Source organism: Streptomyces candidus, from assembly GCF_014207445.1.
In the GTDB taxonomy this organism is placed as follows: Bacteria; Actinomycetota; Actinomycetes; order Streptomycetales; family Streptomycetaceae; genus Streptomyces; species Streptomyces candidus.
In genome coordinates this window covers 264,086-288,484 of record NZ_JACHEM010000011.1, presented here as the reverse complement: position 1 = coordinate 288,484, position 24,399 = coordinate 264,086, and the positions used below count along the sequence as shown (strand labels likewise).

The 24,399-nt window shown below is 72.8% G+C and carries 24 protein-coding genes and 1 pseudogene; 12 read left to right on the top strand and 13 right to left on the bottom strand.

The features are described from left to right. Positions 1-210 precede the first annotated feature (210 nt). The gene (locus HNQ79_RS21980) at positions 211-1,194 is read right to left on the bottom strand and encodes an FAD binding domain-containing protein (RefSeq protein ID WP_185033685.1); all 984 of its coding nucleotides are present in this window, start codon (positions 1,192-1,194) and stop codon (positions 211-213) included. Next, positions 1,191-1,838: a (2Fe-2S)-binding protein gene (locus tag HNQ79_RS21975; RefSeq protein ID WP_185033684.1), complete on the bottom strand. Its 648-nt coding sequence runs from the start codon at positions 1,836-1,838 to the stop codon at positions 1,191-1,193. The genes HNQ79_RS21980 and HNQ79_RS21975 overlap by 4 nt, the downstream gene beginning before the upstream one ends. Positions 1,839-2,046: 208 nt before the next feature. Here HNQ79_RS21975 and HNQ79_RS21970 point away from each other — a divergent pair, with 208 nt between their 5' ends. Together HNQ79_RS21970 and HNQ79_RS21965 are read left to right on the top strand one after the other, a co-directional pair. Continuing rightward, positions 2,047-2,958, top strand: coding sequence for a helix-turn-helix transcriptional regulator (locus tag HNQ79_RS21970; protein ID WP_260421733.1), 912 nt, complete (start codon positions 2,047-2,049; stop codon positions 2,956-2,958). A gap of 80 nt (positions 2,959-3,038) precedes the next feature. Next, on the top strand, positions 3,039-3,905 hold the full coding sequence (locus tag HNQ79_RS21965) for a dioxygenase family protein (RefSeq protein WP_185033680.1): 867 nt from the start codon (positions 3,039-3,041) through the stop codon (positions 3,903-3,905). Positions 3,906-3,913: 8 nt separating this feature from the next. Here HNQ79_RS21965 and ulaA read toward each other — a convergent pair whose 3' ends face one another. Beyond that, positions 3,914-5,479 (bottom strand): PTS ascorbate transporter subunit IIC, encoded by a 1,566-nt coding sequence (gene ulaA, locus HNQ79_RS21960; RefSeq protein ID WP_185033678.1) that lies wholly within the window; start codon positions 5,477-5,479, stop codon positions 3,914-3,916. 29 nt (positions 5,480-5,508) lie between these two features. Then, complete coding sequence (locus tag HNQ79_RS21955) at positions 5,509-6,372, bottom strand: PTS sugar transporter subunit IIAB (RefSeq protein WP_185033677.1); 864 nt, start codon at positions 6,370-6,372, stop codon at positions 5,509-5,511. A 137-nt stretch (positions 6,373-6,509) separates the two neighbouring features. Between HNQ79_RS21955 and HNQ79_RS21950 the strand changes: the two genes are divergently transcribed. Continuing rightward, positions 6,510-7,583, top strand: a complete 1,074-nt coding sequence (locus HNQ79_RS21950) for a glutamate--cysteine ligase (protein WP_185033675.1) — start codon at positions 6,510-6,512, stop codon at positions 7,581-7,583. Between the two features lie 85 nt (positions 7,584-7,668). Here HNQ79_RS21950 and HNQ79_RS21945 read toward each other — a convergent pair whose 3' ends face one another. Next, positions 7,669-7,833 (bottom strand): hypothetical protein, encoded by a 165-nt coding sequence (locus tag HNQ79_RS21945; protein WP_185033673.1) that lies wholly within the window; start codon positions 7,831-7,833, stop codon positions 7,669-7,671. A gap of 126 nt (positions 7,834-7,959) precedes the next feature. On the opposite strand from HNQ79_RS21945, the gene HNQ79_RS21940 reads away from it, so the two are divergent. Further along, a complete protein-coding gene (locus tag HNQ79_RS21940; RefSeq protein ID WP_185033670.1) occupies positions 7,960-9,198 on the top strand; it encodes a glycosyltransferase 87 family protein in 1,239 nt (412 codons plus the stop codon). A gap of 176 nt (positions 9,199-9,374) precedes the next feature. Then, complete coding sequence (locus HNQ79_RS21935) at positions 9,375-10,799, top strand: PP2C family protein-serine/threonine phosphatase (protein WP_185033668.1); 1,425 nt, start codon at positions 9,375-9,377, stop codon at positions 10,797-10,799. A gap of 50 nt (positions 10,800-10,849) precedes the next feature. On the opposite strand, the gene HNQ79_RS21930 is transcribed toward HNQ79_RS21935, so the two are convergent. Beyond that, entirely contained in the window at positions 10,850-12,337 is a 1,488-nt protein-coding gene (locus HNQ79_RS21930) for a DNA-binding protein NsdB (RefSeq protein ID WP_185033666.1), read from the bottom strand. Between the two features lie 234 nt (positions 12,338-12,571). Between HNQ79_RS21930 and HNQ79_RS21925 the strand changes: the two genes are divergently transcribed. From HNQ79_RS21925 to HNQ79_RS21915, 3 genes are all read left to right on the top strand, one after another. Then, a complete protein-coding gene (locus tag HNQ79_RS21925) occupies positions 12,572-13,687 on the top strand; it encodes an aminoglycoside phosphotransferase family protein (RefSeq protein ID WP_185033664.1) in 1,116 nt (371 codons plus the stop codon). A gap of 300 nt (positions 13,688-13,987) precedes the next feature. After that, complete coding sequence (locus HNQ79_RS21920) at positions 13,988-14,251, top strand: GlsB/YeaQ/YmgE family stress response membrane protein (RefSeq protein ID WP_185033663.1); 264 nt, start codon at positions 13,988-13,990, stop codon at positions 14,249-14,251. 259 nt (positions 14,252-14,510) lie between these two features. Continuing rightward, positions 14,511-16,424 (top strand): N-acetylmuramoyl-L-alanine amidase, encoded by a 1,914-nt coding sequence (locus tag HNQ79_RS21915; RefSeq protein WP_185033661.1) that lies wholly within the window; start codon positions 14,511-14,513, stop codon positions 16,422-16,424. Here HNQ79_RS21915 and HNQ79_RS21910 read toward each other — a convergent pair. From HNQ79_RS21910 to HNQ79_RS33875, 3 genes are all read right to left on the bottom strand, one after another. After that, entirely contained in the window at positions 16,421-16,918 is a 498-nt protein-coding gene (locus tag HNQ79_RS21910) for a glycosyltransferase family protein (RefSeq protein WP_185033660.1), read from the bottom strand. The two genes, HNQ79_RS21915 and HNQ79_RS21910, sit on opposite strands and share 4 nt — an antisense overlap. Positions 16,919-17,076: 158 nt before the next feature. Further along, the gene (locus HNQ79_RS21905; protein WP_185033658.1) at positions 17,077-17,595 is read right to left on the bottom strand and encodes a mycothiol transferase; all 519 of its coding nucleotides are present in this window, start codon (positions 17,593-17,595) and stop codon (positions 17,077-17,079) included. 55 nt (positions 17,596-17,650) lie between these two features. Further along, on the bottom strand, positions 17,651-17,887 hold the full coding sequence (locus tag HNQ79_RS33875) for a DUF397 domain-containing protein (RefSeq protein ID WP_185033656.1): 237 nt from the start codon (positions 17,885-17,887) through the stop codon (positions 17,651-17,653). A gap of 248 nt (positions 17,888-18,135) precedes the next feature. Here HNQ79_RS33875 and HNQ79_RS33865 point away from each other — a divergent pair. Next, a pseudogene (locus HNQ79_RS33865) lies at positions 18,136-18,349 on the top strand (AMP-binding enzyme); the annotation flags it as partial. 142 nt (positions 18,350-18,491) lie between these two features. Here the strand turns inward: HNQ79_RS33865 and HNQ79_RS21895 are convergent. Further along, entirely contained in the window at positions 18,492-18,920 is a 429-nt protein-coding gene (locus tag HNQ79_RS21895; protein ID WP_185033654.1) for an SRPBCC family protein, read from the bottom strand. A gap of 95 nt (positions 18,921-19,015) precedes the next feature. Here HNQ79_RS21895 and HNQ79_RS21890 point away from each other — a divergent pair, with 95 nt between their 5' ends. Continuing rightward, entirely contained in the window at positions 19,016-20,539 is a 1,524-nt protein-coding gene (locus tag HNQ79_RS21890) for an ATP-dependent DNA ligase (protein ID WP_185033651.1), read from the top strand. A gap of 4 nt (positions 20,540-20,543) precedes the next feature. Then, positions 20,544-21,074, top strand: coding sequence for a DUF4232 domain-containing protein (locus HNQ79_RS21885; protein ID WP_185033649.1), 531 nt, complete (start codon positions 20,544-20,546; stop codon positions 21,072-21,074). Here HNQ79_RS21885 and HNQ79_RS21880 read toward each other — a convergent pair. Further along, positions 21,025-22,008 (bottom strand): ketopantoate reductase family protein, encoded by a 984-nt coding sequence (locus HNQ79_RS21880; protein ID WP_185033647.1) that lies wholly within the window; start codon positions 22,006-22,008, stop codon positions 21,025-21,027. The genes HNQ79_RS21885 and HNQ79_RS21880 overlap by 50 nt on opposite strands. Before the next feature lie 101 nt (positions 22,009-22,109). On the opposite strand from HNQ79_RS21880, the gene HNQ79_RS21875 reads away from it, so the two are divergent. After that, positions 22,110-22,319, top strand: a complete 210-nt coding sequence (locus HNQ79_RS21875; RefSeq protein ID WP_185033645.1) for a DUF4236 domain-containing protein — start codon at positions 22,110-22,112, stop codon at positions 22,317-22,319. 42 nt (positions 22,320-22,361) lie between these two features. On the opposite strand, the gene HNQ79_RS21870 is transcribed toward HNQ79_RS21875, so the two are convergent. Together HNQ79_RS21870 and HNQ79_RS21865 are read right to left on the bottom strand one after the other, a co-directional pair. Further along, complete coding sequence (locus HNQ79_RS21870; protein ID WP_185033643.1) at positions 22,362-22,739, bottom strand: DoxX family protein; 378 nt, start codon at positions 22,737-22,739, stop codon at positions 22,362-22,364. Between the two features lie 88 nt (positions 22,740-22,827). Continuing rightward, positions 22,828-24,327 (bottom strand): alpha/beta fold hydrolase, encoded by a 1,500-nt coding sequence (locus tag HNQ79_RS21865; RefSeq protein ID WP_308437352.1) that lies wholly within the window; start codon positions 24,325-24,327, stop codon positions 22,828-22,830. Positions 24,328-24,399: the final 72 nt, after the last annotated feature.

Here is a 24,399-nt window from a genome sequence, read left to right as displayed (position 1 = left end):
GGGTGCGGGGGTGCGGGGGTGCGGGGGGGGGGGGGCGGGGGGCGGGGGCGGGGGGTGCACCTCCGGTGGGGGCCGCCCCCTTGCCCGCCCGTTCCGCCCCCGGGGGCGGCCCCGCCGCCCAAGGGGGCTACGGGGCGGAACGGGCGGCCCCGCCGCCCAAGAGGGCTCGCGGGGGGTGGGCCCGGCTGCCCGAGGGGGGTGCCGCGGGGCTTAGGTGGGGATCAAGTGGGTGAGGGTTTCGTGGGCGAGGCGGTGGGCGAGGGGGATTTTGTACGCGTTGTCGCGCAGGGGCTCGGCGGCGGCGAGTTCGGTGTCCAGCGCGTGGGTGAGGCGGTCCGGCGTGGGTGCGGCGCCGAGCAGTTCGGCCTCGGCCAGGTGGGCGCGCCAGGGCCGGTGCGCGAGCCCGCCGAAGGCCAGCGCCACCTGCCGTACGACGCCCTCGCGCACCTCCAGCACGGCAGCCACCGAGGCGAGCGCGAAGGCGTACGACGCCCGGTCGCGGGCCTTGCGGTACGCGGAGGGAAGTCCGGCGGCATCGGCCGGAAGGGTGACGGAGGTGATGAGTTCGCCGTGCCGCAGGACGGTGTCCCGGTCCGGCCGCTCCCCCGGCAGCCGGTGGAACTCCGTGACCGGCACGCTCCGTCCGCCGTCCGGGCCGCGCAGCTCGACGTGCGCGTCCAGGGCGGCGAGGGCGACCGCCAGGTCGGACGGGTGGGTGGCGATGCACTGCGCGGAGTGGCCGAGCACGGCGTGGTCGCGGTGCACCCCGTCGCGGGCGGCGCAGCCGGTGCCGGGTTCGCGCTTGTTGCAGGGCTTGGAGGTGTCCTGGAAGTACGGGCAGCGGGTGCGCTGGAGCATATTGCCGCCGGTGGTGGCCATGTTGCGGAGCTGGCCCGAGGCTCCGGCGAGCAGGGCCTGGGAGAGCACGGGGTAGCGGGTGCGGACGAGGGGGTGGGCAGCGAGGTCGCTGTTACGGACGGTCGCCCCGAGGCTCAGGGTTCCGTCGGGCCGCTCCTCGACGGTGTCCAGCGGCAGCCGGCTGACGTCGATGAGGATTTCGGGGCTCTCCACACCGAGCTTCATCAGGTCGACCAGGTTCGTGCCGCCGCCGAGGTAGCGGGCTCCGGGCCGCCCGGCGTGGGCACGCGCCGCTTCGTCCACGCTGTGCGGGCGTACGTATCCGACGGGCTTCACCTGATCACGTCCTCGACGGCGGAGACGATGTGGGGATAGGCGCCGCAGCGGCAGAGATTGCCGCTCAGCCGCTCCCGGATCTCGTCCCTGCCGAGGGCGGCGGGGCCGTTCGGGTGGGTGCACAGCTCCTGGGGCGGGGTGGCGGCGGAGGGATGGCCGGCCTCTGCCTCGGCGAGCATGCCGATCGCCGAGCAGAGCTGGCCGGGGGTGCAGTAGCCGCACTGGAAGGCGTCCCGGTCCAGGAACGCCCGCTGGAGCGGGTGCAGCGCGTCCGGGTCGCCCTCGCTGCCTGCGAGGCCTTCGACGGTGACGATTTCCCGGTCGTCCTGGGCGACGGCGGGCAGCAGGCAGCTGTTGGCCCGCCGACCGTCGACGAGGACGGTGCAGGCGCCGCACTGTCCGTGGTCGCAGCCCTTCTTCGCGCCGGTCAGATCGAGGTCCTCGCGCAGGACGTCGAGGAGGGTGGCGCGGTGGTCCACGGTGAGCGAGTGCGCTCTGCCGTTGATGCGCAGGGTGACGCGGGACCGGATGGCGAGGGCCTCCTCCGTGTCTTCCGCGGCCTCCCCGCCGACCTCTCGGGGCCTGCCGCCGTCCGCCGGGGGGCGGTGGCCGGCGGTGCCGGTGGCTCGGTCATCGGTGCCCATGGCTGAGGTGCGCCCTTCGTCCGGAGGGTGGGTACGGCTCTCGCGTATCCAGGCTGGGCCAGGACATTCATTACGGCATGTCGGAAAGGTCCGCGGGCCCGCCCCTGCGGCCCCGTTCCCCGGCGCGTCGCGGCGTGCCATCGTGCATTGGTCCGGACCATTTTCTTCATTGCCTCGGGCGGGCGGCCGGGGAGGAAGGGGCGACAGCTTGGAAACGGTGGAGAGTGCCGTGCCCGTGCACCGGCTCCAGGTGCCCGCACCGCTGCAGCTCCCCTTCGCCATCGGCTCGTTCGACGCCGTGGGCCCGCTGTCCCGGGCCGCCTTCCCGCACCGGCACACCTTCTACGAGATCGTTTTCGTGACCGGCGGCCGGGGTGCGCACGTCATCGACCTCTCCCGCTGGGAACTGCGTCCGCCGCACCTGTGCTTCGTGAACCCGGGGCAGGTGCACCACTGGGAGAACGCCACCGGTCTGCACGGGCAGGTCATCCTGTTCACCGAGGACTTCCTCCTCGATCACCCCGGTGACCGCGAGCTGCTGCGGGTCCTTGGTGAGCGGCCCTGGTTCAGCCCGGCCGGAGCCGATGCGTCCGCGTTCGCACGGCTGATCGCCGACATGGAGCACGAGCACCGCACCGGGCAGGAGGGGTTCGCCTCGGTGCTGCGTGCGTATCTGCACGTCCTAGTGGTACGGGCGTTCCGGCTCGCCGGGCCGGCTCCGGAACGTCCCGAACCGTCGGGGCGTCCCGCACAGGTGACGCGGGATTTCGTACGCCTGCTGGCGCGGCCGGGTCCCGAGGCGTGGACGGTAGGTGCCTGCGCGGCGCGGGTCGGGGTGAGCGTCGGTTACCTCAACGACACGGTGAAGCGGACCACGGGCCGCACTCCGGGCCAGTGGATACGCCAGACCCGTACCCACGAGGCCAAACGGCTGCTCGTCCGCACGGATCTGACGGTGCGCCAGGTGGCGGCAGGGGTCGGGTTCGCCGACCCGGCGTACTTCTGCCGCTTCTTCCGGCGGGAGACGGGGATCAGCCCGGGCGCATTCCGGCGCGGCAGCGGTGCAATGCACCACGACTACCGCGTCCCGTCCCTCGCCCACGGGGAGCCGCAGGCCTAGGTTCGCAAGGGAGCGGGAGACCGGAGCGCGCCCGGCCCCGCTCCTCCTTCCGCCCACCCCCCGCCTGGAGGCGTCCCCCCATGGATCAGTCCGATCCCACCCAGCCCGTGGAGCCCACGGAGCCCGTCCCCACCGTCGCCGGATCGTCGCGCCCGTCCCGCAAGACGGTGCTGAGGGCGGCGCTCGCGGTCGGTGCGTCGCTGCCGGTCGCGTTCGCCGGCGTCCCGGCTCTCGCCAGGACCACCCGCGAGGAGGGCACTGCACCGGAACTGACGCCAGAGTGCGACGACGGGGACGATCCGACCCCGCCGCAGACCGAAGGCCCGTACTTCAGGCCCAACTCGCCCCGCCGCACCTCCCTCCTCGACGGGAACCCGCCGGGCACCAGGCTGACCGTCACCGGGTACGTGTTCGGGCTGGCATGCCGCCCGATAGCCAACGCCCTGCTGGACTTCTGGCAGGCGGACGCGAACGGCGCCTACGACAACAGGGGATACCGCTTCCGCGGGCACCAGTTCACCGACGCACAGGGTGCGTTCACGCTCACGACGATCGTGCCGGGCCTCTACCCGGGCCGTACCCGTCACCTCCACGTGAAGGTGCAGGCGCCCAACCGCCCCGTCCTCACCACCCAGTTGTACTTCCCCGGCGAGCCGCGCAACAACACCGACAGCATCTTCGACGCGCGCCTCCTGATGACCATGCGCAGCAACGGGCCGGGGAGGGAGGGCAGTTACGACTTCGTGCTGAATGTTCCGCAGCAGCCGGGCCCCACCGACCCGCCGACCACCCCGCCACCGTCCGGCACGGACTGGAAGTCCGGCACCACGTACCGCGCGGGCGACCGGGTGACGTACGGCGGCCGCTCCTACACCTGCCTCCAGGCGCACACCTCCGGCCCGGGGTGGGAGCCGCCGAACGTGCCGGCGCTCTGGCGCGCGGTGTAGCCGCCGCGTCAGCCGGCGTCCGTGGGCGGGGGCGGCGCCGGAGCCCCCGCCGGCGGGGCGATACGGACCTGGCTTCCCGCGGGCACGGCGGTGTTCGCGGGAACGGGCGCGGCGGGGACGGGAACGCCCAGTGCCGCGTCCCGTCGCGCCCCGGGGTCCCAGCCGGTCTCCACCACCCGCTTCTGCATCACGATCGCCCCGGCCAGCAGCACCGCCCCGACCGCCAGCATCAGCACGATCGCCGCCCCGCCGCCGACCTTCGCCACGTTTCCGATGATCGCCCCGAACCAGCCGAAGTCCGCATCGCCGAACGTCGTGTTCTCCTCCCCGAAGGCGCCCAGCACCTTGAGCAGCAGTGCCGGCAGGAAAGTGATCAGCACACCGTTGAGGAAGGCGCCGACGACCGCGCCCCGCCGCCCGCCCGTCGCGTTGCCGTAGACACCGGCCGCGCCACCGGTGAAGAAGTGCGGGACCAGCCCCGGCAGGACGAGGGCCAACCCGAAGGCCGGGTTGAAGATCCAGGTGAGCAGGCCCAGGCTGACGAGGCCGCCGACGAAGCTGGAGAGAAAGCCGATGAGCACGGCGTTCTGGGCGTACGGGAAGACGATGGGCGCGTCCAGCGAGGGCACCGCCTTGGGGACGAGCTTGTTCGCGATGCCCTGGAAGGCGGGGACCAGCTCGCCCAGGATCGTCCGGACGCCGAAGAGGATCACGGCGACGGCGATGCCGAACTGGAGGCCCTGCATCACGGACTTCATCAGATAGTTGCCGACATCGGTGGCGGCCGCCCCGTCGGCCCCGAAGGCCGCGAAGGCGACGTCCTGGCCGGCCTTGGCGAGGAAGACGACGGACATGATGACGTAGATGAGGACCATCGACAGCGCGGTGGCGACCATCGAGTCGCGCAGGAAACGCAGCCCCTCGGGAAGGTTCATCTCCTCCGTGCTGCGGCTGCGTTTGCCGACGAGCTGTCCCGCCGCGCCGGCCGTGATGTAGCCGGCGGTGCCGAAGTGGCCGATGGCGACGCTGTTGTTGCCGGTGATGCGTTTGGTCCACGGATGCGCGAAGGCGGGCATCGCGACGAGCAGGATACCCAGAAGTACCCCTCCGACGATCACGACTGCCACCGACCCCTGCCCGGCCGTGGCCAGCACCATGGTCAACAGAGTCGCCATGAACAGCATGTGATGACCCGTCAGGAACACGTACCGAAGAGGCGTGAAACGAGCGAGGAGCAGACTGACCGCGAACCCGGCGATCATCAGCCAGGCCACCCGCGCTCCGAACTCCGCCTGTGCGATGCCGACGATGGCCTCATTGGTGGGGATGACGCCGTGCGCTCCGGTCGCGCCCTGGATCATCTCTCCGAGCGGGGCGAGCGAGCCGACCACGAGCCCTGCCCCCGCGCCGATCAGCAGGAACCCCAGCGTCGCCTTGATGGCTCCGCCCACGATCTGGCCCGCGGACTTGCGCAGGGCGATCAGGCCGACGGCGGTGATGATGCCGATGAGGTAGGCGGGTTGGCTGAGGACCTCGTTGACGAGGAACTCGGCGAAGGAAACGAGCCGGTCCATGTGCTGCCTCCAGGGCGGTGGATCCGTGATCAGACGTCGTAGGTGTCCCGCAGCACGCCGTCCACCTCCGCCGTACTGGTGAAGTCCTCGACGACCTTCACCGGCACCCCCACGTCGCCGAGCGTCCTGGCGATCTCGCGGGAGGTGAGGATGGCGACCGCCTCGGACGCCTTTCCCTTGGCGGAGATGGTGTCGGTGGCCTCGACCGTCACGTACGTCGACCACTTCCAGCGGTCGAGGACCTGTTCCAGGGTGTTCTTGAGGAACAGGCTGGTTCCGACGCCGTTGCCGCAGACGGTGAGGATCTTGTGCACGGCGGGCCCGGCGGACACCACGGGGCCGGCGGACGCGGATCCACCGGGCGCCGATGCCGTGGCCGGAGCGTCGGCGGGAGGCGGGCCGGCGGAGGGCGCGGGCTTCGCCGTCGCGGTCGTACGTCCGTCCTGCGGCCCCGCGAGTACGGCGTGCAGTGCCTCTGGCGTAGCCGCTTCGTGCAGGGCGCGCGCATTCCTGGGGTCCGCGAGCAGCCGGGCCAGGGCGCCCATCGCGGTGGTGTGCGCCGCGGAGTCCTGCGCCGCGAGGGCCACCACCAGGGTCACCGGGTCGTTGGTGTCGTGCCCGAACTCGACCGGCTCCGCGAGCCGCAGCCAGGACATTCCGGTTCTGCGTACGGCAGGCGATGGGCGGGCATGCGCAAGGGCGAAACCTGGCGCGACGACGAGGTACGGACCGTTCTCCTCCACGTTCCGGATCATTTCCGCGGTGTACTCCGCGGCGGTGACCCCGCCGGCGACGAGGAGGTCGCCCGCCTCCCGGACCGCTTCCCTCCAGTCCGCCACATGGACGTCGAGTCGTACCGCTTCCGATGGAAGGAGATCAGTCAGTGCCGACATGAGATCGATATTTGCACAGTCGTGAACGTGCGGCGCGACCGGAGCACGTGGGTAGAGAAACAGGGCACTCGTACCGCCACCGCCATGATCGCTGTGTTGTCCGCCGTCCAGAACCGAATGCCGAGAAGGGCCACCGCATGCGAAGTGTGGGAGTGGAAGAGGAACTCCTGTTGGTCGACAGCAAGGGGACACCGCGAGCCGTGTCCGGGGTCATCCTGGCCGCGCTGCCGGACGGATCCACGCTGGAGAAAGAGCTGCACCGGGAGCAACTGGAGATCGCCACCCGCCCCCGCCACACCATCGAGGGACTGGCCGAGGAACTCCGGCGCTGGCGCGGCGAGGCGTCGGCCGGTGCGCGCCGGGCGGGGGCCGAGCTCGCCGCGCTGGCCACCTCCCCCCTGCCGGTCGATCCCTCGATCAACTCCGGTGACCGCTACCGCAGGCTGGAGGAGGAGTTCGGGCTGACCGCGCTGGAGCAGCTGACCTGCGGCTGCCATGTGCACGTCTCCGTGGAGTCCGACGACGAGGGCGTCGCGGTGCTCGACCGGATACAGCCCTGGCTGCCCGCGCTGCTGGCCCTGAGCGCCAACTCGCCCTTCTGGCAGGGCAAGGACACCCGGTACAGCAGCTACCGGAGCCGGGTGTGGGGGCGCTGGCCGTCCACCGGGGCGACCGAGAGGTTCGGCACGGCCGAGAACTACCACCGCCAGGTGCAGGGCATGCTCGCGACCGGCACCCTGCTCGACGAGGGAATGATCTACTTCGACGCCCGGCTGTCCCGCCACTACCCCACCGTCGAGGTCCGGGTGCCGGACGTGTGCCTGGAGGCGGACGACACGGTGCTGATCGCGGCACTGGTGCGGGCCCTGGTGGAGACCGCCGCCCGGGACTGGAAGGCCGGCGGCCCGCCCGACGACAGCGGCGTGGGTCTGCTGCGGCTGGCGTCGTGGCGGGCCGGGCGCTCGGGGCTGTGCGGGGACCTGGTCGACCCGCGGACGATGACACCGGCTCCGGCGGAGACAGTGGTACGGGCGTTGGTCGACCACGTCGCGGAGGCACTGCGCGACAGCGGGGACGCCGACCTGGTCAAGGAGCACCTGGACGCGTTGCTGGCCAGGGGCAACGGAGCGCACGTGCAGCGCGAGCTGCTGCGCAGGACGGGGGACCTGCGCGCCGTGGTGGAGGAGTGCGCGAGGAGGACGGTCGCGTAGTAGCCCCGCACCGGAGGGGCCGGCCGCGCCGGCCCCTCCTCGGACCTCGCCCGGGTCGCCGGCACGGGGCGGCCCGACGGCTGCCCTAGTCCGTCGGCTCTTCGGCGGCTCCGTCCTCCCTGTGCTCCTCCGGGCCCCTGCCCTCCACCGAGTCCCCCGGGTCCCCGGTGGACGGTGCCTGCTGGTCCGGCATGTCCCTCGGAATCCCGGGGGGCTCTTCTTCCGGACGGTCCTGACGGCGGTCGGTCATGGCTCTCTCCTCGGCTCGACGACGCTATGTCCAGTGTCTGCCGCGCGTACCCGAACCCCCACTTCTCATGCCCGCCCCTGCTGACCTGGCGTTCTGCGGTCCGCGTCGCCCTCGTAGAGTGCACGGATGCTCCGCACCGGCCCGCTCGCCCGCCTCTCCGCCTCCCCCTGGACCCTGATCGCCGTCTGGGCCCTGAGCCGCCTGTGGCTCGTCGCGGCCGCGCTCAAGGTGCCCCCGCTGGCCGGTGACGGCACGCTCGACCCCTCGGTGGACACGGTGTACCGGGGCTGGTTCGGCGTACTGGCGTCGGGCACGTTCCCCGCCCACGACGTGAGCTGGCAGTACCCGCCGGGGGCCGCCCTCCCGATCCTCGCGCCGGGACTGCTGCCCTCCCTCGACTACGGTCACGCCTTCGTCCTGACCGCCGCCCTCACCGACGCCCTGGTGACGGCGGGGCTCCTGTGGCTCGCGATGCGCAAGGGCCGTTCACTGGCCGCGGCGTGGCTGTGGACCGCCGCGCTCGCCGTGCTGTCGACGATGCCGTGGAACCGTTTCGACCTCCAGGTGACCGCGGTGGCGATGGCGGCGCTCGTCGTCGCCGCCTCGTCACGCCCCTGGGCCGACCGGGCGTTCGGCGCGCTGGTCGCCCTCGGCGCCCTGATCAAGGTGTGGCCCGCGCTGCTCCTCGCGGGCACCGGACGGGGCCGGCGCACCCGCCACTCCTGGCTGTCGGCCGCGCTCACCGGGGCGGTGCTCCTCGCCGGGTTCGCCCTCGCCATGCCGCACGCCCTTTCCTTCCTCACCGCCCAGAAGTCCCGCGGCATCCAGATCGAGTCGGTGGGAGCGCTGCCGTTCCACGTGGCCCGGCACTTCGGGTGGTCCGGGACGTGGAAGGCGAAGGACGGGTCGCACGAGTTCGTCGGTCCGTACGTGGAGACCGTGTCCCTGGTGATGCAGTGCCTGACCGTGCTGGCGCTGGGCTGGCTGTTGTACTGGCGCACCCGGCGCCCCGCGCCGTCGGACGGCGCGCCGTGGCTCCTGCCGGACGCCTCCCTGACCGCCGTACTGCTGTTCGTCGTGACGAGCCGGGTGATCAGCCCGCAGTACCTGGTGTGGCTGGTCGGCCTGGCGGCCGTCTGCCTGTTGGGGCGGGAGACCTCGCAGCGGCCGGCCGCGTGGCTCGTACTGGCGGCCTGTGTCTTCACGACGCTCGGATTCCCCCTGCTGTACCGGGGGTTGCGGGACGACGCCGATCCGCTAGCCATCGCCAACCTCTTCGTACGGGACCTGCTGCTGATCGCCGCGGCCGGTCTGTCCGCCGTGCGGCTGTGGCGCGTGGGGCAGCTGGGACGGAAGGAGCCGTAACCCTCCCGGGGCCGTCGGCATATGCCGGATGCACCACCGGATCGAGTGTTGCCAAACGCCTTACGGCCCTCGGCCCGCTGTGCCAAAGTCTTAACGGTCGACTTCTCACGCCCACGTACGCGACGACCCGAAGACCCGACGGACCCCTTCCGGCCGCGCCTGTATCGGAGTACGCCATGCCGCCGTCCCTGTTCGCGGATCGCACCGCGCCGCAGCCTCCCGAGCGGGGCATGGTCGACGCACTGATCACGCAGACCCGTCGGCTGCGCGGCGACGTGGACGCGGTCCGCCGGGACGCCACGGTGGACGAGGACGACGCCGAGGTGCGCTGGCAGCGCGCCCTGTGCGATCTGGCCGTCCACCAACTCGACGACCTGGGCGCCCACTTGGGCCAGCTGAAGGACGGCCTGCCGTCCCTGCCGGTGCCGCGGGAGCCGTCCGCCGCCTCCCTCCCGGGTTCGGCGCCGGTATCGCTGCTCACCCGGGTGGGCAGCGCGGAGTGGAACCTGCTCACCGACGAGGTCAGCTGGTCCGACGAGCTGTACGAGATCTTCGGCCGTACCCCGGAGAGCGGCCCGCTGACCCTGGACGAGCTGCCGTCCATGCTGCTCGCCGAGGACCAGCACCTGCTCACCGCGATGGTCACGGACTGCCTGGTCGACGGCAAGCCCCTGGACGGCGAGTTCCGAATCGTACGTGCCGACGACGGCCAGGTCCGCACCCTGCACCTGATGGGTGAACCGGTCCTCGACACCGACGGCTCCACGGCCTCGATGTGGGCGGTGCTGCGCGACGTGAGCACGCTGCGCCGCACCCAGCGCGCCGTACGGGAGAACCAGGACTCGCTCCAGCGCGAACGCCAGCTCGCCCAGGCCGAACGCAGGGCGGCCGTACAGCTCCAGGAGGCCGTCCTGCCGCCATGGCGCGGCGCGGCACCGCTCCGGGCGGGCGGGGCGCTCGACCTCGCCGCCTACTATCTCCCCTCGGCCAGCGGTGAACTCGTCGGCGGAGACTGGTACGACGCGATGGAACTGTCCGGCGGGCGGTCACTGCTGACGGTCGGCGGACTCACCGGGCACGGCGTGCCCGCCACCTCCTCGATGGCGATGCTGCTCGGCGCTCTGCGCGGCCTGGCCCTGGCCGGGCTCCGCCCCGGTTCGCTGATGGGGCACCTCAACCAACTCCTCGAAACGTCCGCCGCGCAGCCCTCCCTGGGCAGCGCGGTCTGCTGCCAGTACGACCCGGGCACCCGCCTCCTCACCTGGGCGCAGGCCGGCCACCCGGCCCCGCTCCTCTTCCGCGACGGCCGGGGCCGCCCGCTGGACCCGCCGCGCGGCGTACTGCTGGGTGCCACACCCGGCGCCGTGTACGAGGAGGCCGAAGCGAGCCTGCGCAAGGGCGACCTGCTCGTCCTGCACACCGACGGGCTGTCCCGGCGCAGCAGCACGGACCACGAGAGCCGGGGCAGGCTGCTGTCGCTCGCCCCTCGGTTCGCCGCTGCCCACAGTGCACGCGAGTGCGTACGGCTGGTACTGGAGGAGTTCGGCGAGACGGAGCGCGAGGACGACGCCTGCGTACTGGTCGCCAGGATCGACGACTGACCAACGGACGGCCGGCCTGCGTCGGGATGGTCCGCGGGCGTGCCGCGGCGCTAGACGGTGGCGACGCCCTTGCCTCCCCCGCCCTCCTTCTTCGGCATCACCTGCTCCAGGTCGCGTCGCAGTTGCCCGATCGCCGGGTAGTCCGCGTAGTGCGCGGTGAGCCGGTACATGCTGCGCAGCCGGTCCCAGGTGCGGTGCGAGGACGTGTCGTTCATCGTCCGCAGCGCGAGCCGCGCGTACACGTCGGCACGGTCCGGTTCGTTGCCGAGGAAGCAGGCCGAGGCCATCGAGATGTGGTCGAAGAGCTTGGACCGGTCGCGCCCCTCGGGGCGCAGTTCGAGAGCCAGCCTGGCGTGGCGCTGGGCGAGTTTGGCGACCGACGGGTCGTGCTCGGCGAGGGTGCGGTAGGCGAGCGCCTGCATCCCGTGCAGGTCGGCCTCGTCGAACATCTGCATCCAGTTGGGCGCCGGTACGTCGCCGTTGTCGGACACGAACAGTTCCTCGGCCTCGCCGAGGGTCCGCCGCATGGCCTGCCCGTGCCCCATCGACGCCTGTGCCCAGGCCTCGATGGTGTGCAGCATGGCCCGGGTGCGCGGCAGGGTCCGGTCCCCGGAACCCGTCCTGGCCAGTTTCATCAGGTCCAGCGCCTCGTCGGGCCTGCCGAGGTGCACCATCTGGCGGGCGGCCCGTGACATGGCCTCCCCCGCGCGGGGAAGGTCTCCGCCCTCCCGGGCGGCGTGCGCGGCGATGAGGAAGTACTTCTGCGCGGTGGGTTCGAGGCCCACGTCGTGCGACATCCAGCCCGCCAGTACGGCGAGGTTGGCTGCCACTCCCCACAACCGGCGTTGCAGGTCGGCGGGCTGACGGTAGGTGAGCATGCCGCCCACCTCGTTGAGCTGTCCCACGACGGCCTTGCGCTGGAGGCCGCCGCCACGGGCGGCGTCCCACTTGCGGAAGACCTCGACCGAGGTTTCCAGAGCCTCGACCTCTTCGGTGCCGACGGGCGCCGACTCGTAGCGGTCGAATCCCGCGGGTTCGGCGTACAGGGGGTGAACTGGGGTGGCGGCGGTGGACGGTTCGGTGTGGAGCCAGTCCTGCATGGCGCTGGTGAGGGCGGAGCCGGCGGCGAGCGCGGCGCCCGCGCCCACCAGGCCGCGTCGGTTGAGCATGAGGTCCATTCCCGTAAATTCCGAGAGGAGCTCGGCCAACTCTTCGGGCGTCAGAGGCTTTCCGAGGGGCACGTCCTGTTTCGCGGCGGCTCCTCGTCGTCCCGTGCGGCCAGTGCGAGCGAACCCGAGGTCCTCGATGGTCACGACACGGCCGAGCCGCTCGGTGAACAGAGCTTCCAGCACCCTGGGCACGGGATCGCGGGGGGACTCCCCCATGTCGATCCAGCGTCGTACCCGCGAGGTGTCGGTGGCCAGTTGCGGGTGGCCCATGGCCGCCGCCTTCCGGTTCACCATTCTCGCGAGTTCCCCCTTGGACCAGCCGGTGAGGCCGAACAGGTCGTTCAGGCGGGTGTTGGGTTCTCCGGTCACGTCAAGCCCCCAGGTTCTCGGCTGACTTGACATTAACCCGCGGCGATATGCGTCGCGACTATTCGCCAGGGTTCGCCAGGGTGCGCCAGATGGTGTGCCACCCGCGGACGGTGGTCAGGTAGGAAAGCGCCACCCCGGCCCGGCAGCCGGCTCGTACTCCCCAGGGTGCGGACCGTCGCCGGGGCGGGCAGCGCCAAGGCAACTCGTCGGCGCACGAAAGGACCTGTACCGCCCATGTACACAGCATCGTCCTCCGTGTCCGCCCCGCCCCGGCCGCACCGTCCGCTCACGGCGGGCAGCGGCCCGTACCTCGACCCCCACCACGCCGCGGCAGCGGTCACCGGGCGGGCACGGCGGGCGGCGGGCCCCGGAACCCAACCCCTCAGCGGGAGAATCGACTTGTCCGGCCCCCAGGGCGCGCAGCTGCGGACGGCCCTCGCCTCGGTGCACCGGATCTGCCCGGAGTTCCAGCCGGTGCAGGTGCTGCGGCGCAGCGGGCGTTCCGTACTGATCGTGGGTACGGCCGGACGCACGACCGCGGTCGCGAAGTGTCTGCTCGACCACTCCGCCCAGTGGACCGAGCACTTCCGCCAGGAGATAGCCGCCTACCGCGCCTTCGTCCGGCACCGTCCGCCGGTGCGGGTTCCCCGGCTCATCGCCGCGGACCCCGACAACTGCACGCTGGTGATCGAGCGGATGCCGGGCCGGGCGGCGGCCCTGACGCGGCACCCCGCCGAGGCCCCGCCGCGCGCCGACGTCCGGGCCGCCCTCGGCGCGATCGACCGGCTGAACCACTGGCGGCCGCCGAGCGAGATGTTCGGCCGCCCCCTCAACTACGGCAAGCGGCTCACGGACTTCCACGCCCTGGGCCTGCTGACGGACCGCGACCTGGGCGACCTCCAGAAGCTGCTGCACGGCATCTCCCGGTCCTCGACGCCCTGGCAGTTCTGTCACGGTGACGCACTGCTCTCCAACATTCTCCTGTCGCCGGCCGGTCCAGTGCTGGTCGACTGGGAAGAGGCGGGCTGGTATCTGCCGGGGTACGACCTGGCGACCCTCTGGATGGTCCTCGGCGACGCCTCCCCGGTCGCCCGCCGGCAGATCAGCCAGCTGGCACAGGCCGCGGGAACCGCGGCGCGGGACGCCTTCCTGGTGAACCTGATGCTCGTCACCACGCGGGAGGTCCGCGCGTACGAGGCGAAGGTGCAGCGCACGATGCGCGAGGCGCCGTCGACACCGTCCGGTGCCGGTCTCGCGCCGGGTGAGGAGCAGCGGCTGGTGCTGCGCCGGCTGCACGACGACTGCGCGCTCGCCCGCCGGGCGGTGCGCGCGGCGGTGGGCACCCGCTGAGCGCGGGCGACGTCCCGGCGGGCGGCGGGGAAGGGCGGAGGGCAGTGCCTGGGCGCGGGCACTGCCCTCCGCCCTTCCCCGTGTGTGCCCGGTCGGATGCGCCGTCGCTTCCGGGTGCCGGGACCCCTGACCCCTCGTACGGCGGGACCTGGGGCCCACGTTCGGCGGGACCTTCGACCCGCTTTTGCCCCCCGTGCACCCATACGGGCGCTCTGTGGTGTTTGGCGTAGGGGGGCAAGGGAAGCAGGAAGAAGCCTCGGCCGACGCCGGGACTCTTTTTCCTACGGAGGTTGCATCACAGTGGGCATCATCGCTTGGATCCTCATCGGACTGCTCGCCGGAGCCATCGCCAAGGCCCTGATGCCCGGCAAGGACCCGGGCGGCTGCCTGATCACCATGCTGATCGGCATCGTCGGCGGCCTGCTAGGCGGTTGGCTGGGCAAGGTCATCTTCGGGGTCGAGTCCATCGACGGGTTCTTCTCGCTCTCCACATGGATTGCCGCGATCGTGGGTTCGGTCATCGTGCTGGTCCTCTACCGGTTGGTCACGGGTCGCAGGGCCTGACCGGCCGCAGTGCCGGCCCCGGCCTCCGCAGCCCTCTCGACAGGGCTGCGCAGGCCGGGGCTTTCGCATGGGTGCGGTCGCCCGATCAGGTGGCGTGCCGCCGGGCGTCCCGAGGACCGGACAGACAACAACCCGACGGCCGGGGTGGGGGGTTGTTGGTGCGGGGCGGTCGAATCGCCGAACAGGTCCTACGCGGCCCGGGGCGGCGTGATGGGCATCATGAGCGGTTCCGCCGTACGGCCCGTTCCCGGAGGACGCCTTGCACCTTTCCGCTGTCAGGTCGGGGGGCGTCGCGGCGTCCGCCGTGCTCCTGCTGTCCCTCGTGCCACTCGTCCCGGCGACCGCGGCGGTCCAGGACCCGCCGGCCGTCCCCCTGCAACAGCAATTCGCCGCTGCCGCCGCTACGTACCGGGTGCCGACGAGTGTGCTGCTCGGAGTGTCGTACCTCCAGTCCCGTTGGGACGCGCACGGCGGGGCGCCGAGCGTGACGGGCGGTTACGGGCCGATGCACCTCACCAACGGCGGTGACCGGGCCCGGCCCACCGACGCGCCGGGGCCGATGGAGCGGGCGTCCGCGCTCACCGGGCTGCCGGCCGAACGGTTGCGCAGCGATCCCGCGGCCAACGTGCGCGGCGGGGCCGCCCTGCTGGCCGCGGCGCAGCGGGAGCTGGGCCGTCCGCCGAGCACGGATCCGGCGCACTGGTACGGGGCGGTGGCCCGCTTCTCCGGCGCCGACGACCCGGCGGCGGCGCGGGCGTACGCGGACGAGGTGTACGCGGTGATCCGGGCGGGGCAGCGCCGCACCACCGACAGCGGCGAGCAGGTGGTGCTGCCCGCGGCACCGGACGCCGCCCCCGCCCACGGTGTTCCCGCCGTCTCCACTCGCCCCGGCGGCCCCGCTGCTGCCGCGCGGCCGGGTACGCGTGCCGGCACGACGGCCGGTGACCGCTCAGGGCCCGTCGAGTGCCCCGTGTCCGTGTCCTGCGAGTGGATCGCCGCCCCGTACGAGAGGTTCGGGGACCCGAAGGAGGGCGACTGGGGCAACCACGACCTGGGCGACCGCGAGCGGCAGGGCGGCATCGACTACATCGTCGTGCACAACACGGAGGGGTCCTGGAAGACCGCTGTGCGGCTCGTCCAGAAGCCGGACTACGTGTCCTGGCAGTACACGCTGCGCTCCGCCGACGGGCACATCGCCCAGCACGTACCGCTGAAGGACGTGGCCTGGCACGCGGGCAACTGGTACCTCAACGCGAAGTCGGTCGGGCTGGAGCACGAGGGTTTCCTCACCGCTCCCGACACCTGGTACACGGAGGCGATGTACCGGTCGTCGGCCCGCCTGGTGCGCCACCTGGCCGCGAAGTACGGCATCCCCCTGGACCGGCTGCACGTCCTCGGCCACGACAACGTCCCCGGCGCGACCCCGCAGGCGGTACGTGGCATGCACACCGACCCTGGCCCGTACTGGGACTGGGCGCACTACTTCGAGCTGCTGGGCAATCCCTTCGAGCCCACGGCGGGGTCCGGCAGCGACGTCGTCACCGTCCGCCCCGAGTACCGCACGCACCGTCCGCCGTACACGGGCTGCGGGAAGAAGCCGGCCGAACCGTGTCCCGGGCACGGCTCGGGCGCGGTCCGTCTGCACACCGCGCCGGACGCCGCTTCCGCGCTGGTCGAGGACATCGGCCTGCGTCCGGGCGGCGGGGCTTCGACGATCGGTGTCAACGACACGGGAGCGCGGGCCTCCACGGGCCAGACCTTCGCGGTGGCGGAACGGCGCGGAGACTGGACGGCCATCTGGTACCTGGGGCAGAAGGCCTGGTTCCACAACCCGGCCGGCCGCCCCACCGCCGTTCCCACGAAGGCCCCGTTCCTCACCCCGCGCGAGGGTCTGCCGGAGATCCCGGTGTTCGGCAGGGCCTACCCGGAGGCGTCCGCGTACCCGGCGGGTGTTCCGGTCCAGCCGGTGGTGCCGCTGCCGTACCGGATCGGAGCCGGGCAGCGGTACGTCGTCGGGGAGCGCACGCCGGGCGAGTACTTCCACACCCCGGAGTACGGGAAGCCGGGCCGGGTGGTCCGCGGCGAGGAGATCTACTACGAGATCCAGTACGGGCACCGGATCGGGTACGTGAAGGCGTCCGATGTCACCGTGTCCGGCGGGGTGCCGTCCTAGCCCTGGAACATCTCCGCGGGCAGCGGCTTGAGCAGCGTGTACAGATCACCGGTGATCGGCCGGTCCCAACTGGCGATCGTGACCAGGACGTTGTCGCTGCGGTCGAACTGCACGCAGGAGATCCGGCTCTCGGAGAGCTTGAGCCGGCGCACGATCAGCAGGTTGTCGCCCTGCATGACCGGGTCCTCCTCGGTGGAGACGACCTGCACCTCCTCGTCGTTCTCCAGCGCCAGCAGGAGCTGCGCGACCTCGAAGGGGACCTGGCCCTCGGTGAGTTCGCGGGCCGGGGACCCTTCGGGGAGGTTCCCGATGATCATCGCGGGACCGCGGCCGCCGAACAGGTCGTACCGGAGGAAGACACCCTGGCAGCTGCCGTCGGGGGCGGGCAGCAGCCCGGCCCCGAGGTTGCCCGGCCAGTCGCCCGGGTCCATGGCGAGAACGTCGAATTCCGGGCCCGCGGGCGTGGCGGAGGGGCGGCGGCGGAGGAAGGACATGCCGACATGGTACGTGGCCGGGGCCGGCCGCCGGAAAGCGGAGGGGCGCGACGGCGCGGGCGGCCGGAGGCGGACGGCACACCGCGCCGCCCCGGGCCGTCCCGCTCGTGCACGACGGCCCGCGCCGCCCGTGTCCCAGGTACACGGCCGATGCCGTCTCACTCCTGCGCGGCGCTGCGCAGCACTCCTCGTACGTACGCGGCCTGGCCCACGTGCTGGAGGTCGTCGGCGAGGACACTGACCAGCCGCACGCCGAGCGTCACCGGCGGGTTCCACGCCTTGTCGACGATCCGTTCGAGGTCGTCGTCGCCGGTCGACGCCACGAAGTCGAGGGTGCGGGCGTGCACGGCGTCGTAGTAGCCGAGCAGGTCGGCGGCCCTCTGCACGCGCACGGCGGCCATCTGCTCGGCCGTGTGCCCGTACCCGATGTCATCGGTGTCCAGGGGCAGGCCGAACCGGTCGGCCCACCCCTCCCCCGTCCACACCTGTGCGCGCCCGGCGACCTCCGCGACGTGGTCGTCCTGCACCCGGGCGAGGTGCCAGACGAGCCACCCGATGGTGTTGGCCCCGGGCCACGGCTGCCGGGAGAGTTCCTCCGCCGTCAGTCCGTCGACGGCTTCGTGGACCGCTTCGCGGACCCTTCCGAATCCTTCGGCGAGCACGTCACGGGTACGCATGGGGGCCTCCGTACGGAATGCGGTTCGTCCCTTTCGGAGTGCCACGCCTACCCGGTCAGGTCAGATCGAATGCACCATTGCGCGCATTGAGCACAAATGCCCGCCATTCCGCCGGGTTGAAGATCAGCGACGGGTTGCCGGGGCTCGACGCGCTGCGCATCGCGACGAATCCCTCCACGAAAGCGATCTGCACGTCGTCGGCCCCCCTGCCGCCCGGCTGCCAGTCGGCCCCGCTCAGGTCGAGTTCCGGCCTGGCCCCGCCCCTCGGCCCCTGCTGCGTGCCTGCCGCCACGTCGCGCTCCTTCCGGTTCGTCGTCGTCCCCGGGCCACAGTAGCGAGCGCACCGGTCGGCGGACAGGCCCCGTCGCCGCCCGGCGCAGTGCGTCACCCGTCGGGTTCTGCCGCGCCCGCGACCCACATGGCAAGAACGGGGACCCGCCTCCGTACGCGTGCCCGAGTGCGGTGCGTGCCCCCTCCACCTGGTGCCCCGCCCGGCCGCGTACCTGGAGGGCTGCCTCGTCGAAGCGGATCATGCAGACCGGGGTGCCCGATGCGCAGTGGGGCAACCGGGTGGCCGCCGTGGCGCAGGTTCGCGTGGGCGGCGCGCCACCGGATCCGGCCGAGCTCCAGGAGCACTGCCGGTCCCGGCTCGCCGGGTACAGGATCCCCCGGCGGCTGGTGCTGACGGACCGGATCTCGGCGTTCGCCGAGCGGCAAGGCGGACGACCGCTGGGCGCGGGCGGCGGCCCGAGCGACTCTGATCGGCACACCCTCCCCCGCCCGGACCGCCGACCCGCGGCCACCTGCACCCGGCCGACCGTCGCCCCCCGGCAAGCCCACTCGGCGGGCCATCGCCCCCCGGGACGCTCACCCGGCGGGCCGTTGGCCCGTCCCGGTCACCGCCGGTCCTCCAGCAGGGCCCGCATCGCCCGCCGGAACACGGCCTTGCCCACCCGCCCCAGCAGCGGGTCGCAGAACCGCGGCAGCCCCCGGACCCGCAGGTCCTCGGTCCACCCGACGTACGCACCGCCGCCGGGCGCCTCCCGGACGTCGATCTCCGCCCACCCCGTGACCACCCGCCCGTGCTTCTCCAGCCGGCAGTGGTACGGCGGCTGCCAGTCGACCACTTCCATCGGGTCGTCGAAGCCGAACCGCCCCAGCCGGGTGCGGGCCACGAAAACGGTGCCGAGCCCGGTCGGTGGCGGGGTGGTGACGGAGATCCGGGTGAGGGGCACCTGGGCGGCGTGCCGCTCCCAGTGAGTGAGTCGGCGCCAGGCCTCGGCGGGGGCGAGGGGCGTGCGGGCTGCAATACGGAAGAGGGCCACGGGGTGACTGTACGAAGCGCGGGCCGCCGTACGGAACCAGGACACGGCCCTGTCAGGACATGCCGGGACGGGGCATGCGTTGCAGGATGGAACGCATGCTGCTGGAGACCCTGGCCCGGGTGTCGCGGGGCGTCTCCGCGACCTCCGCCCGCTCGAAGAAGACGGCACTGCTCGCGGAGCTCTTCCGGGCGGCCGCCCCCGATGACGTCCCGATCGTCGTCCCCTACCTGTCCGGACGCCTCCCGCAGGGCCGGATCGGCATCGGCTGGAACCTGCTGCGCGACCCGGTCGCACCGGCCGGGGAGGCGACCCTCACCGTGGCCGACGTCGACGCCGCGCTCACCGCGTTCGCCGCGGTGGCCGGGCGCGGCGCGCAGACCGAGCGGGCCCGGCTGGTACGCGAGCTGATGGCCCGCGCCACCGAGCAGGAGCAGCGTTTCCTGACCGGGCTGCTCACCGGCGAGGTACGGCAGGGGGCCCTGGACGCGCTCGCCGCCGAGGGCCTGGCCGCGGCGGCGGGGGCCGACCCCGCCCAGGTGCGGCGGGCGGTGATGCTCGGCGGCTCACTGACCACGGTCGGGCAGGCGCTGCTGGCCGAGGGTCCCGGGGCGCTCGCGGGGTTCACGCTCCGGGTGGGACGGGCGGTGCCGCCCATGCTGGCGAGCCCCGGCAAGACCCTCGACGAAGCACTCGCCAAACTGGGCCCCTGCGCGGTGGAGGAGAAGCTGGACGGCATCCGCGTGCAGGTGCACCGGGACGGGGACGAGGTACGGGTCTTCACCCGCACCCTGGAGGACGTCACCGACCGCATCCCCGAACTCATCGACACCGCCAGGGAGCTGGACGGCGACCGGTTCGTCCTGGACGGCGAGGTGATCGCCTTCGGCGGGGACGGACGGCCACTGCCGTTCCAGGACGTGGCGGGCCGGGTCGGGTCCCGGCTGGACGTGGCGGCGGCCCGGGAGGCGCTGCCGTTGTCACCGGTGTTCTTCGACGTACTGGCCGCCGACGGCGAGGTGACCCTGGACCTGCCCTACCGTGAGCGGCGGGCGCGGCTGGAGCGGCTGGCTCCCGGCCCGTTGTGCGTGCGCCGCGCCGAGGAGGGCGACGAGGCGGGGTTTCTGACGCGGACCCTGGAGCGTGGCCACGAGGGTGTCGTACTGAAGGCGCTGGACGCCCGGTACCAGACGGGGCGGCGCGGGGCCTCCTGGCTGAAGGTGAAGCCGGTGCACACCCTGGACCTGGTGGTTCTCGCCGCCGAATGGGGCCACGGGCGGCGGACCGGCAAGCTGTCGAACCTGCATCTGGGGGCGCGCCGCCCGGACGGCTCCTTCGCCATGCTCGGCAAGACCTTCAAGGGGCTCACCGACGCGATGCTGGCGTGGCAGACGGAGCGGTTGAACGCGCTGAAGGTGTCCGAGGAGGGGTACGTGGTGCACGTGCGGCCGGAGCTGGTGGTGGAGATCGCCTTCGACGGCGTGCAGCGCTCCACCCGCTACCCGGAGGGGGTCACGCTGCGGTTCGCACGGGTGGTGCGCTACCGCGAGGACAAGCGTGCGTCGGACGCGGACACGGTCGCCGACGTACTGGCGTCCGGACCGGTACGGGCGGACGATTGACGGCATGCACACGAACCGACGCCTCTGCGCCGCGGCCTCCGTCGCCGCCCTCCTGCTCACCGCCTCGGCCGCGGCCGCCACGAGCGCCGCCGCCACCGGGACCCGCCACGCCACCGCCCCGGCTCCCGGCCCCGGCCTCGCTCCTGCCTGCAAGGAGAAGGATCTGACCCTCAAGGTCACTGCCGCGCCGACCCCCGACGTCCTCGCCCTCCGTTTCACCAACAACGGAACGCGCGCCTGCACCGTGGACCGCATCCCGACGGTCTCCTTCGGCAAGCTCGACGGTGCGGCCCGCCCCGTCCCCCAGGTCGGCAGCGCCCCGTACACCGTCGGCGCCAAAGCGTCCGCGTACGCCACGGTCCGCACCGTCCTCGCCCCGCCGAGCCCGGCCGACGTACGGGTGGTCCGTGACATCGTGGTGGCGGCGGACCCGGCGCACCGCGGCCGGCGGATCACGGCGGCGGCGCTCGGACTGCCCGCCGGGGTCAGGGTGTACGACCCGGTGACGTCCCTGTGGCAGCCGACGGCACGCTGAGCACCTGTTGACGCGGCGTCACCTGGCTCTCCGCGACACGTAGTTGCAGGGTCGCCAGGTCGAGCAGCGGGGTGCTCACCCCCAGCGTCCGCGCCCTGGCCGCCAGGTCTCCGAAGAGGTGCTCCGCCTCGGAGTGCACGCCCGCCACCACATCCCGGTACAGCGACGTGGTGAGCGGCGAGCCGTCCTCGGTGACGAGCGCCGCGGTGGCGGCCCGGTGCTCCGCCCGGAGCGGGTGACCGGCCGCGTCCGCGACCGCCGCGGCCTCTGCCAGTACGGCCGGCCCGAGCCGCACCCCGCCCGGCACGGCGACGACCTCGCCGACGGTGCCGCGCCCGAGCAGGTTCACGGAGCTGACCGTCACGATGAGCGCCCACTTGGCCCACATCGCCCCGAGCACGTCCGCCGACAGCTCGGTCTCCATGCCCGGCACCCCGCCGAGGAGGGCGCCGATACGGTCGGTGCGGGGCGTGGTGCCCCCGCCGGTCTCCCCGAGGGTCAGCGTCGCCGGAGGTGCCAGCCGGACGATGTCGCCCTCGCCGTTGAGCGTCGTGAGGACCTTGGCGACCCCGCCGAACACCCGCCCCGCGCCGAAGCGCCCGGCAAGCGCGTCGAGGTGCGCGAGCCCGTTGAGGACGGGCACGATCACGGTGTCCCGGCCGACCGCGGGCGCGAGGTCGTCGAGCGCGGGGCCGAGCGCGGTGGCCTTCACGGTCAGCAGGACGAGGTCGTAGGTACCGTCGAGCCGGTCGGCCGTCACCCACCGCGGGTCCAGCACCTCCTCCGTGCCGAGCCCGGTGATCCGCAGACCCCTGCGCCGCAGCACCTCGGCCCGCCGCGGCCGTACCAGGAAGGTGACGTCCCGTCCGGCCAGGGCCAGACGCGCGCCGAAGTAGCCGCCGGTCGCTCCGGCGCCGACCACCAGGATTCTCATGCGGGTTGAGCCCTTCTCTCGGCCGGGAGGCGCATACACCCCCCGTGCATCGGAAACCCGAACGGCATCGGAATCCGCCCACGGAGTCAGGAACGCATGCGATGCCGCTCACTTTCCGCAAGAGCTTTCGGATCCTGCCGGGCGTACGGCTGAACATCAATCGCCGTTCGTGGTCGATCACCACGGGCGGCAACGGCAACGGGCCCCGTCACACCCGCAGCAGCACCGGCCGCCGCACCACGTCCATGGACCTTCCGGGGCCGTTCGGCTGGCGCAAGACGACAACGAAGCGGCGACGCGGCGGCCACTGAGCCGGGCCCGGCCCGGCGAGGGGCCCGACCGTGGCCCGGGACTCAGCGGGCCACGTTCCGTGCCACCTTCACCGCCCACAACACCAGCGGGATCTGGAGGGGAATCCGGGCGTAGGCGCCGGCACGCAGAGCGGTGGGCTTCCCGCGCCAGTCGTGCGCCATCTTGAGGTGCGCGGGGAGAATCGCCGCGAAGTACCCGGCGGCGGCGAGCCCACCCGGCTTCCGGGTCTGCGGTACGGCGACGGCGGCGGCGAGCAGCAGTTCGGCGACGCCACTGGCGTGCGTCCAGGTGCGCTGCTTGCCCGGCAGGAACTCCGGAACCATGTCGTCGAACAGCTGGGGAGCCACGACGTGGGCCGCGCCGGCTCCGGCGAGCAGGCCGACGAGCAGGCGGGCGGAACGGTCGTTGTCAGGGGTCAACCGGGGGCTCCTGGGCTGGGGTTCGGGATCGTGGTGAAGGGCTTGCGTGGCGTGTCCACCCTCGGGAACGTGTGCTCGGGCTCGCGGGTCACGGGATACCGAAAGTCCTGAGTGCCGCCAGGAACCTGTCGGGTGCGTCCTGGTGGATGAGGTGTCCCACGGGGATCGTCACCAGGCGGCCGACGGGGACCAGTTGGGCGAGCCGTCGCAGATCCTGCTCCGACACGAAACTCGTGGGGCCGCCGGACAGCACCAGTGTCGGCGCGGTGATCGCGCACAGCCGTGCGGCCCACGCCGGGTCGGGATGGTTGAGGTCCTCGTCGGTCGGCGGGATCAGGTCCCAGTCGAAGCGGAACACGCGCAGTTCCTCCGGGGCCGGGCGCTCCTGCGGGAGGCGCGGCGGGTTCAGCGGAAAAGGCGGAGGCGGGTCCTCCAGGACGAGCCTCGTCACCCTGCCGGGCTGGACCTGGGCGGCCTGGTAGGCGGCTCCGCCGCCCATCGAGTGGCCGACCAGGTCGACCCGGTGGATACCCAGGGCGTCGAGGAACTGAAGGACGTCCCGGGCGAGTCGGGCGTATCCGTATCCCCCGGACCAGTCGCTCAGGCCGTGCCCCCGGAGGTCCGGCGCGTACACCCGGCGGGAGGCGGCCAGGATCTCGGCGATGTGCGCCCAGTCGGTGCTGCTGCCTCCACGTCCGTGCAGGAGGACCACGGGCGGGGCGGCCGGGTCGCCCCAGGTGCGGTAGGCGAGCCGGGTGCCGTCCGGCAGACGCACGCCGTGCACCTCCGGGTCGAGGAAGGCCGCGACCGTACGGGTGAAGCCGCCGGGGTCGTCGAGCGCGCGGAGGTGGCCGCCGCCCGCCCGGACGGCGACCTCACCGCGTGGGAACAGGGCGGCGACCCCGGCCGCTCCGGCGGACGCACCGTCGGGTTCCCCGGCGAGGACGAGCACGGGGGCGTCGAGCCAGGCGAGGGCGTCGCGCACATCGAGCGGGTCGGTCCCGGGGCAGCCCGTGCTGGTCGTCGCACGGCCGGAGACGAGACCCGACGCAACGTCAGCATGCGCGCTTTCGTCCCGCTGGCCGTGCGGAGCGGGAGTACGGGCGACGGACCGGGCCTCGTACGCAGCCTCCTCGGAGCGCGGTCCGCCCCTGCTGAGCCCGGCCGCCGCGATAAGTTCCCCGTCCTCGACGGGGAGGTCCGCTTCCCGCGCGGTGGGGACGATCAGCGCAAGGCTGCGGATGTGCCGCGGGTGGGCGGCGGCGTACCGGAGGGCGAGGTTGCCGTCCGCCGTATGGGCGAGAACGTCGACGCGCTCCAGGCCGAGGTGTGCGCGGAGCGCCTCGACCTCGGCGACCTGCCGACGACAGTGGCAGTCCACCGGGTCGACGGGTGTCTCGGGGACGCCGGCGCTGCGCGGGCCGAGGAGGACGAGCTGCCGGTGGGCGGAGAGGCTCCCCAGTTCCCCGAGGTCCGTACCGCCGCCCCTCGTACTGCCGGGGAGGCAGATCAGCGGCTCCCCCTCCCCCACCAGGCGGTAGGCGAGTCGCGTTCCGTCGGCGGCGGCGAAGTCGGGCATGGGGTTCATCCAAACAGGTGAATGCCGTGTGCGCACACCTGTATTGCACATCGGGCGGGCCGCGCTTCCGGCGTGCTCCCT

Bases quoted from the DNA above. Each gene is read 5' to 3' on its own strand.
- HNQ79_RS21890 (WP_185033651.1), top strand. From the start codon at position 19,016: ATGCTGCTGGAGACCCTGGCCCGGGTGTCGCGGGGCGTCTCCGCGACC.
- HNQ79_RS21905 (WP_185033658.1), bottom strand. From the start codon at position 17,595: ATGCGTACCCGTGACGTGCTCGCCGAAGGATTCGGAAGGGTCCGCGAA.
- HNQ79_RS21925 (WP_185033664.1), top strand. From the start codon at position 12,572: ATGTACACAGCATCGTCCTCCGTGTCCGCCCCGCCCCGGCCGCACCGT.
- HNQ79_RS21875 (WP_185033645.1), top strand. From the start codon at position 22,110: ATGCCGCTCACTTTCCGCAAGAGCTTTCGGATCCTGCCGGGCGTACGG.
- ulaA (WP_185033678.1), bottom strand. From the start codon at position 5,479: ATGGACCGGCTCGTTTCCTTCGCCGAGTTCCTCGTCAACGAGGTCCTC.
- HNQ79_RS21935 (WP_185033668.1), top strand. From the start codon at position 9,375: ATGCCGCCGTCCCTGTTCGCGGATCGCACCGCGCCGCAGCCTCCCGAG.
- HNQ79_RS21880 (WP_185033647.1), bottom strand. From the start codon at position 22,008: ATGAGAATCCTGGTGGTCGGCGCCGGAGCGACCGGCGGCTACTTCGGC.
- HNQ79_RS21910 (WP_185033660.1), bottom strand. From the start codon at position 16,918: ATGTCCTTCCTCCGCCGCCGCCCCTCCGCCACGCCCGCGGGCCCGGAA.
- HNQ79_RS21885 (WP_185033649.1), top strand. From the start codon at position 20,544: ATGCACACGAACCGACGCCTCTGCGCCGCGGCCTCCGTCGCCGCCCTC.
- HNQ79_RS21955 (WP_185033677.1), bottom strand. From the start codon at position 6,372: ATGTCGGCACTGACTGATCTCCTTCCATCGGAAGCGGTACGACTCGAC.
- HNQ79_RS21865 (WP_308437352.1), bottom strand. From the start codon at position 24,327: ATGAACCCCATGCCCGACTTCGCCGCCGCCGACGGAACGCGACTCGCC.
- HNQ79_RS21975 (WP_185033684.1), bottom strand. From the start codon at position 1,838: ATGGGCACCGATGACCGAGCCACCGGCACCGCCGGCCACCGCCCCCCG.
- HNQ79_RS21945 (WP_185033673.1), bottom strand. From the start codon at position 7,833: ATGACCGACCGCCGTCAGGACCGTCCGGAAGAAGAGCCCCCCGGGATT.
- HNQ79_RS21965 (WP_185033680.1), top strand. From the start codon at position 3,039: ATGGATCAGTCCGATCCCACCCAGCCCGTGGAGCCCACGGAGCCCGTC.
- HNQ79_RS21950 (WP_185033675.1), top strand. From the start codon at position 6,510: ATGCGAAGTGTGGGAGTGGAAGAGGAACTCCTGTTGGTCGACAGCAAG.
- HNQ79_RS21940 (WP_185033670.1), top strand. From the start codon at position 7,960: ATGCTCCGCACCGGCCCGCTCGCCCGCCTCTCCGCCTCCCCCTGGACC.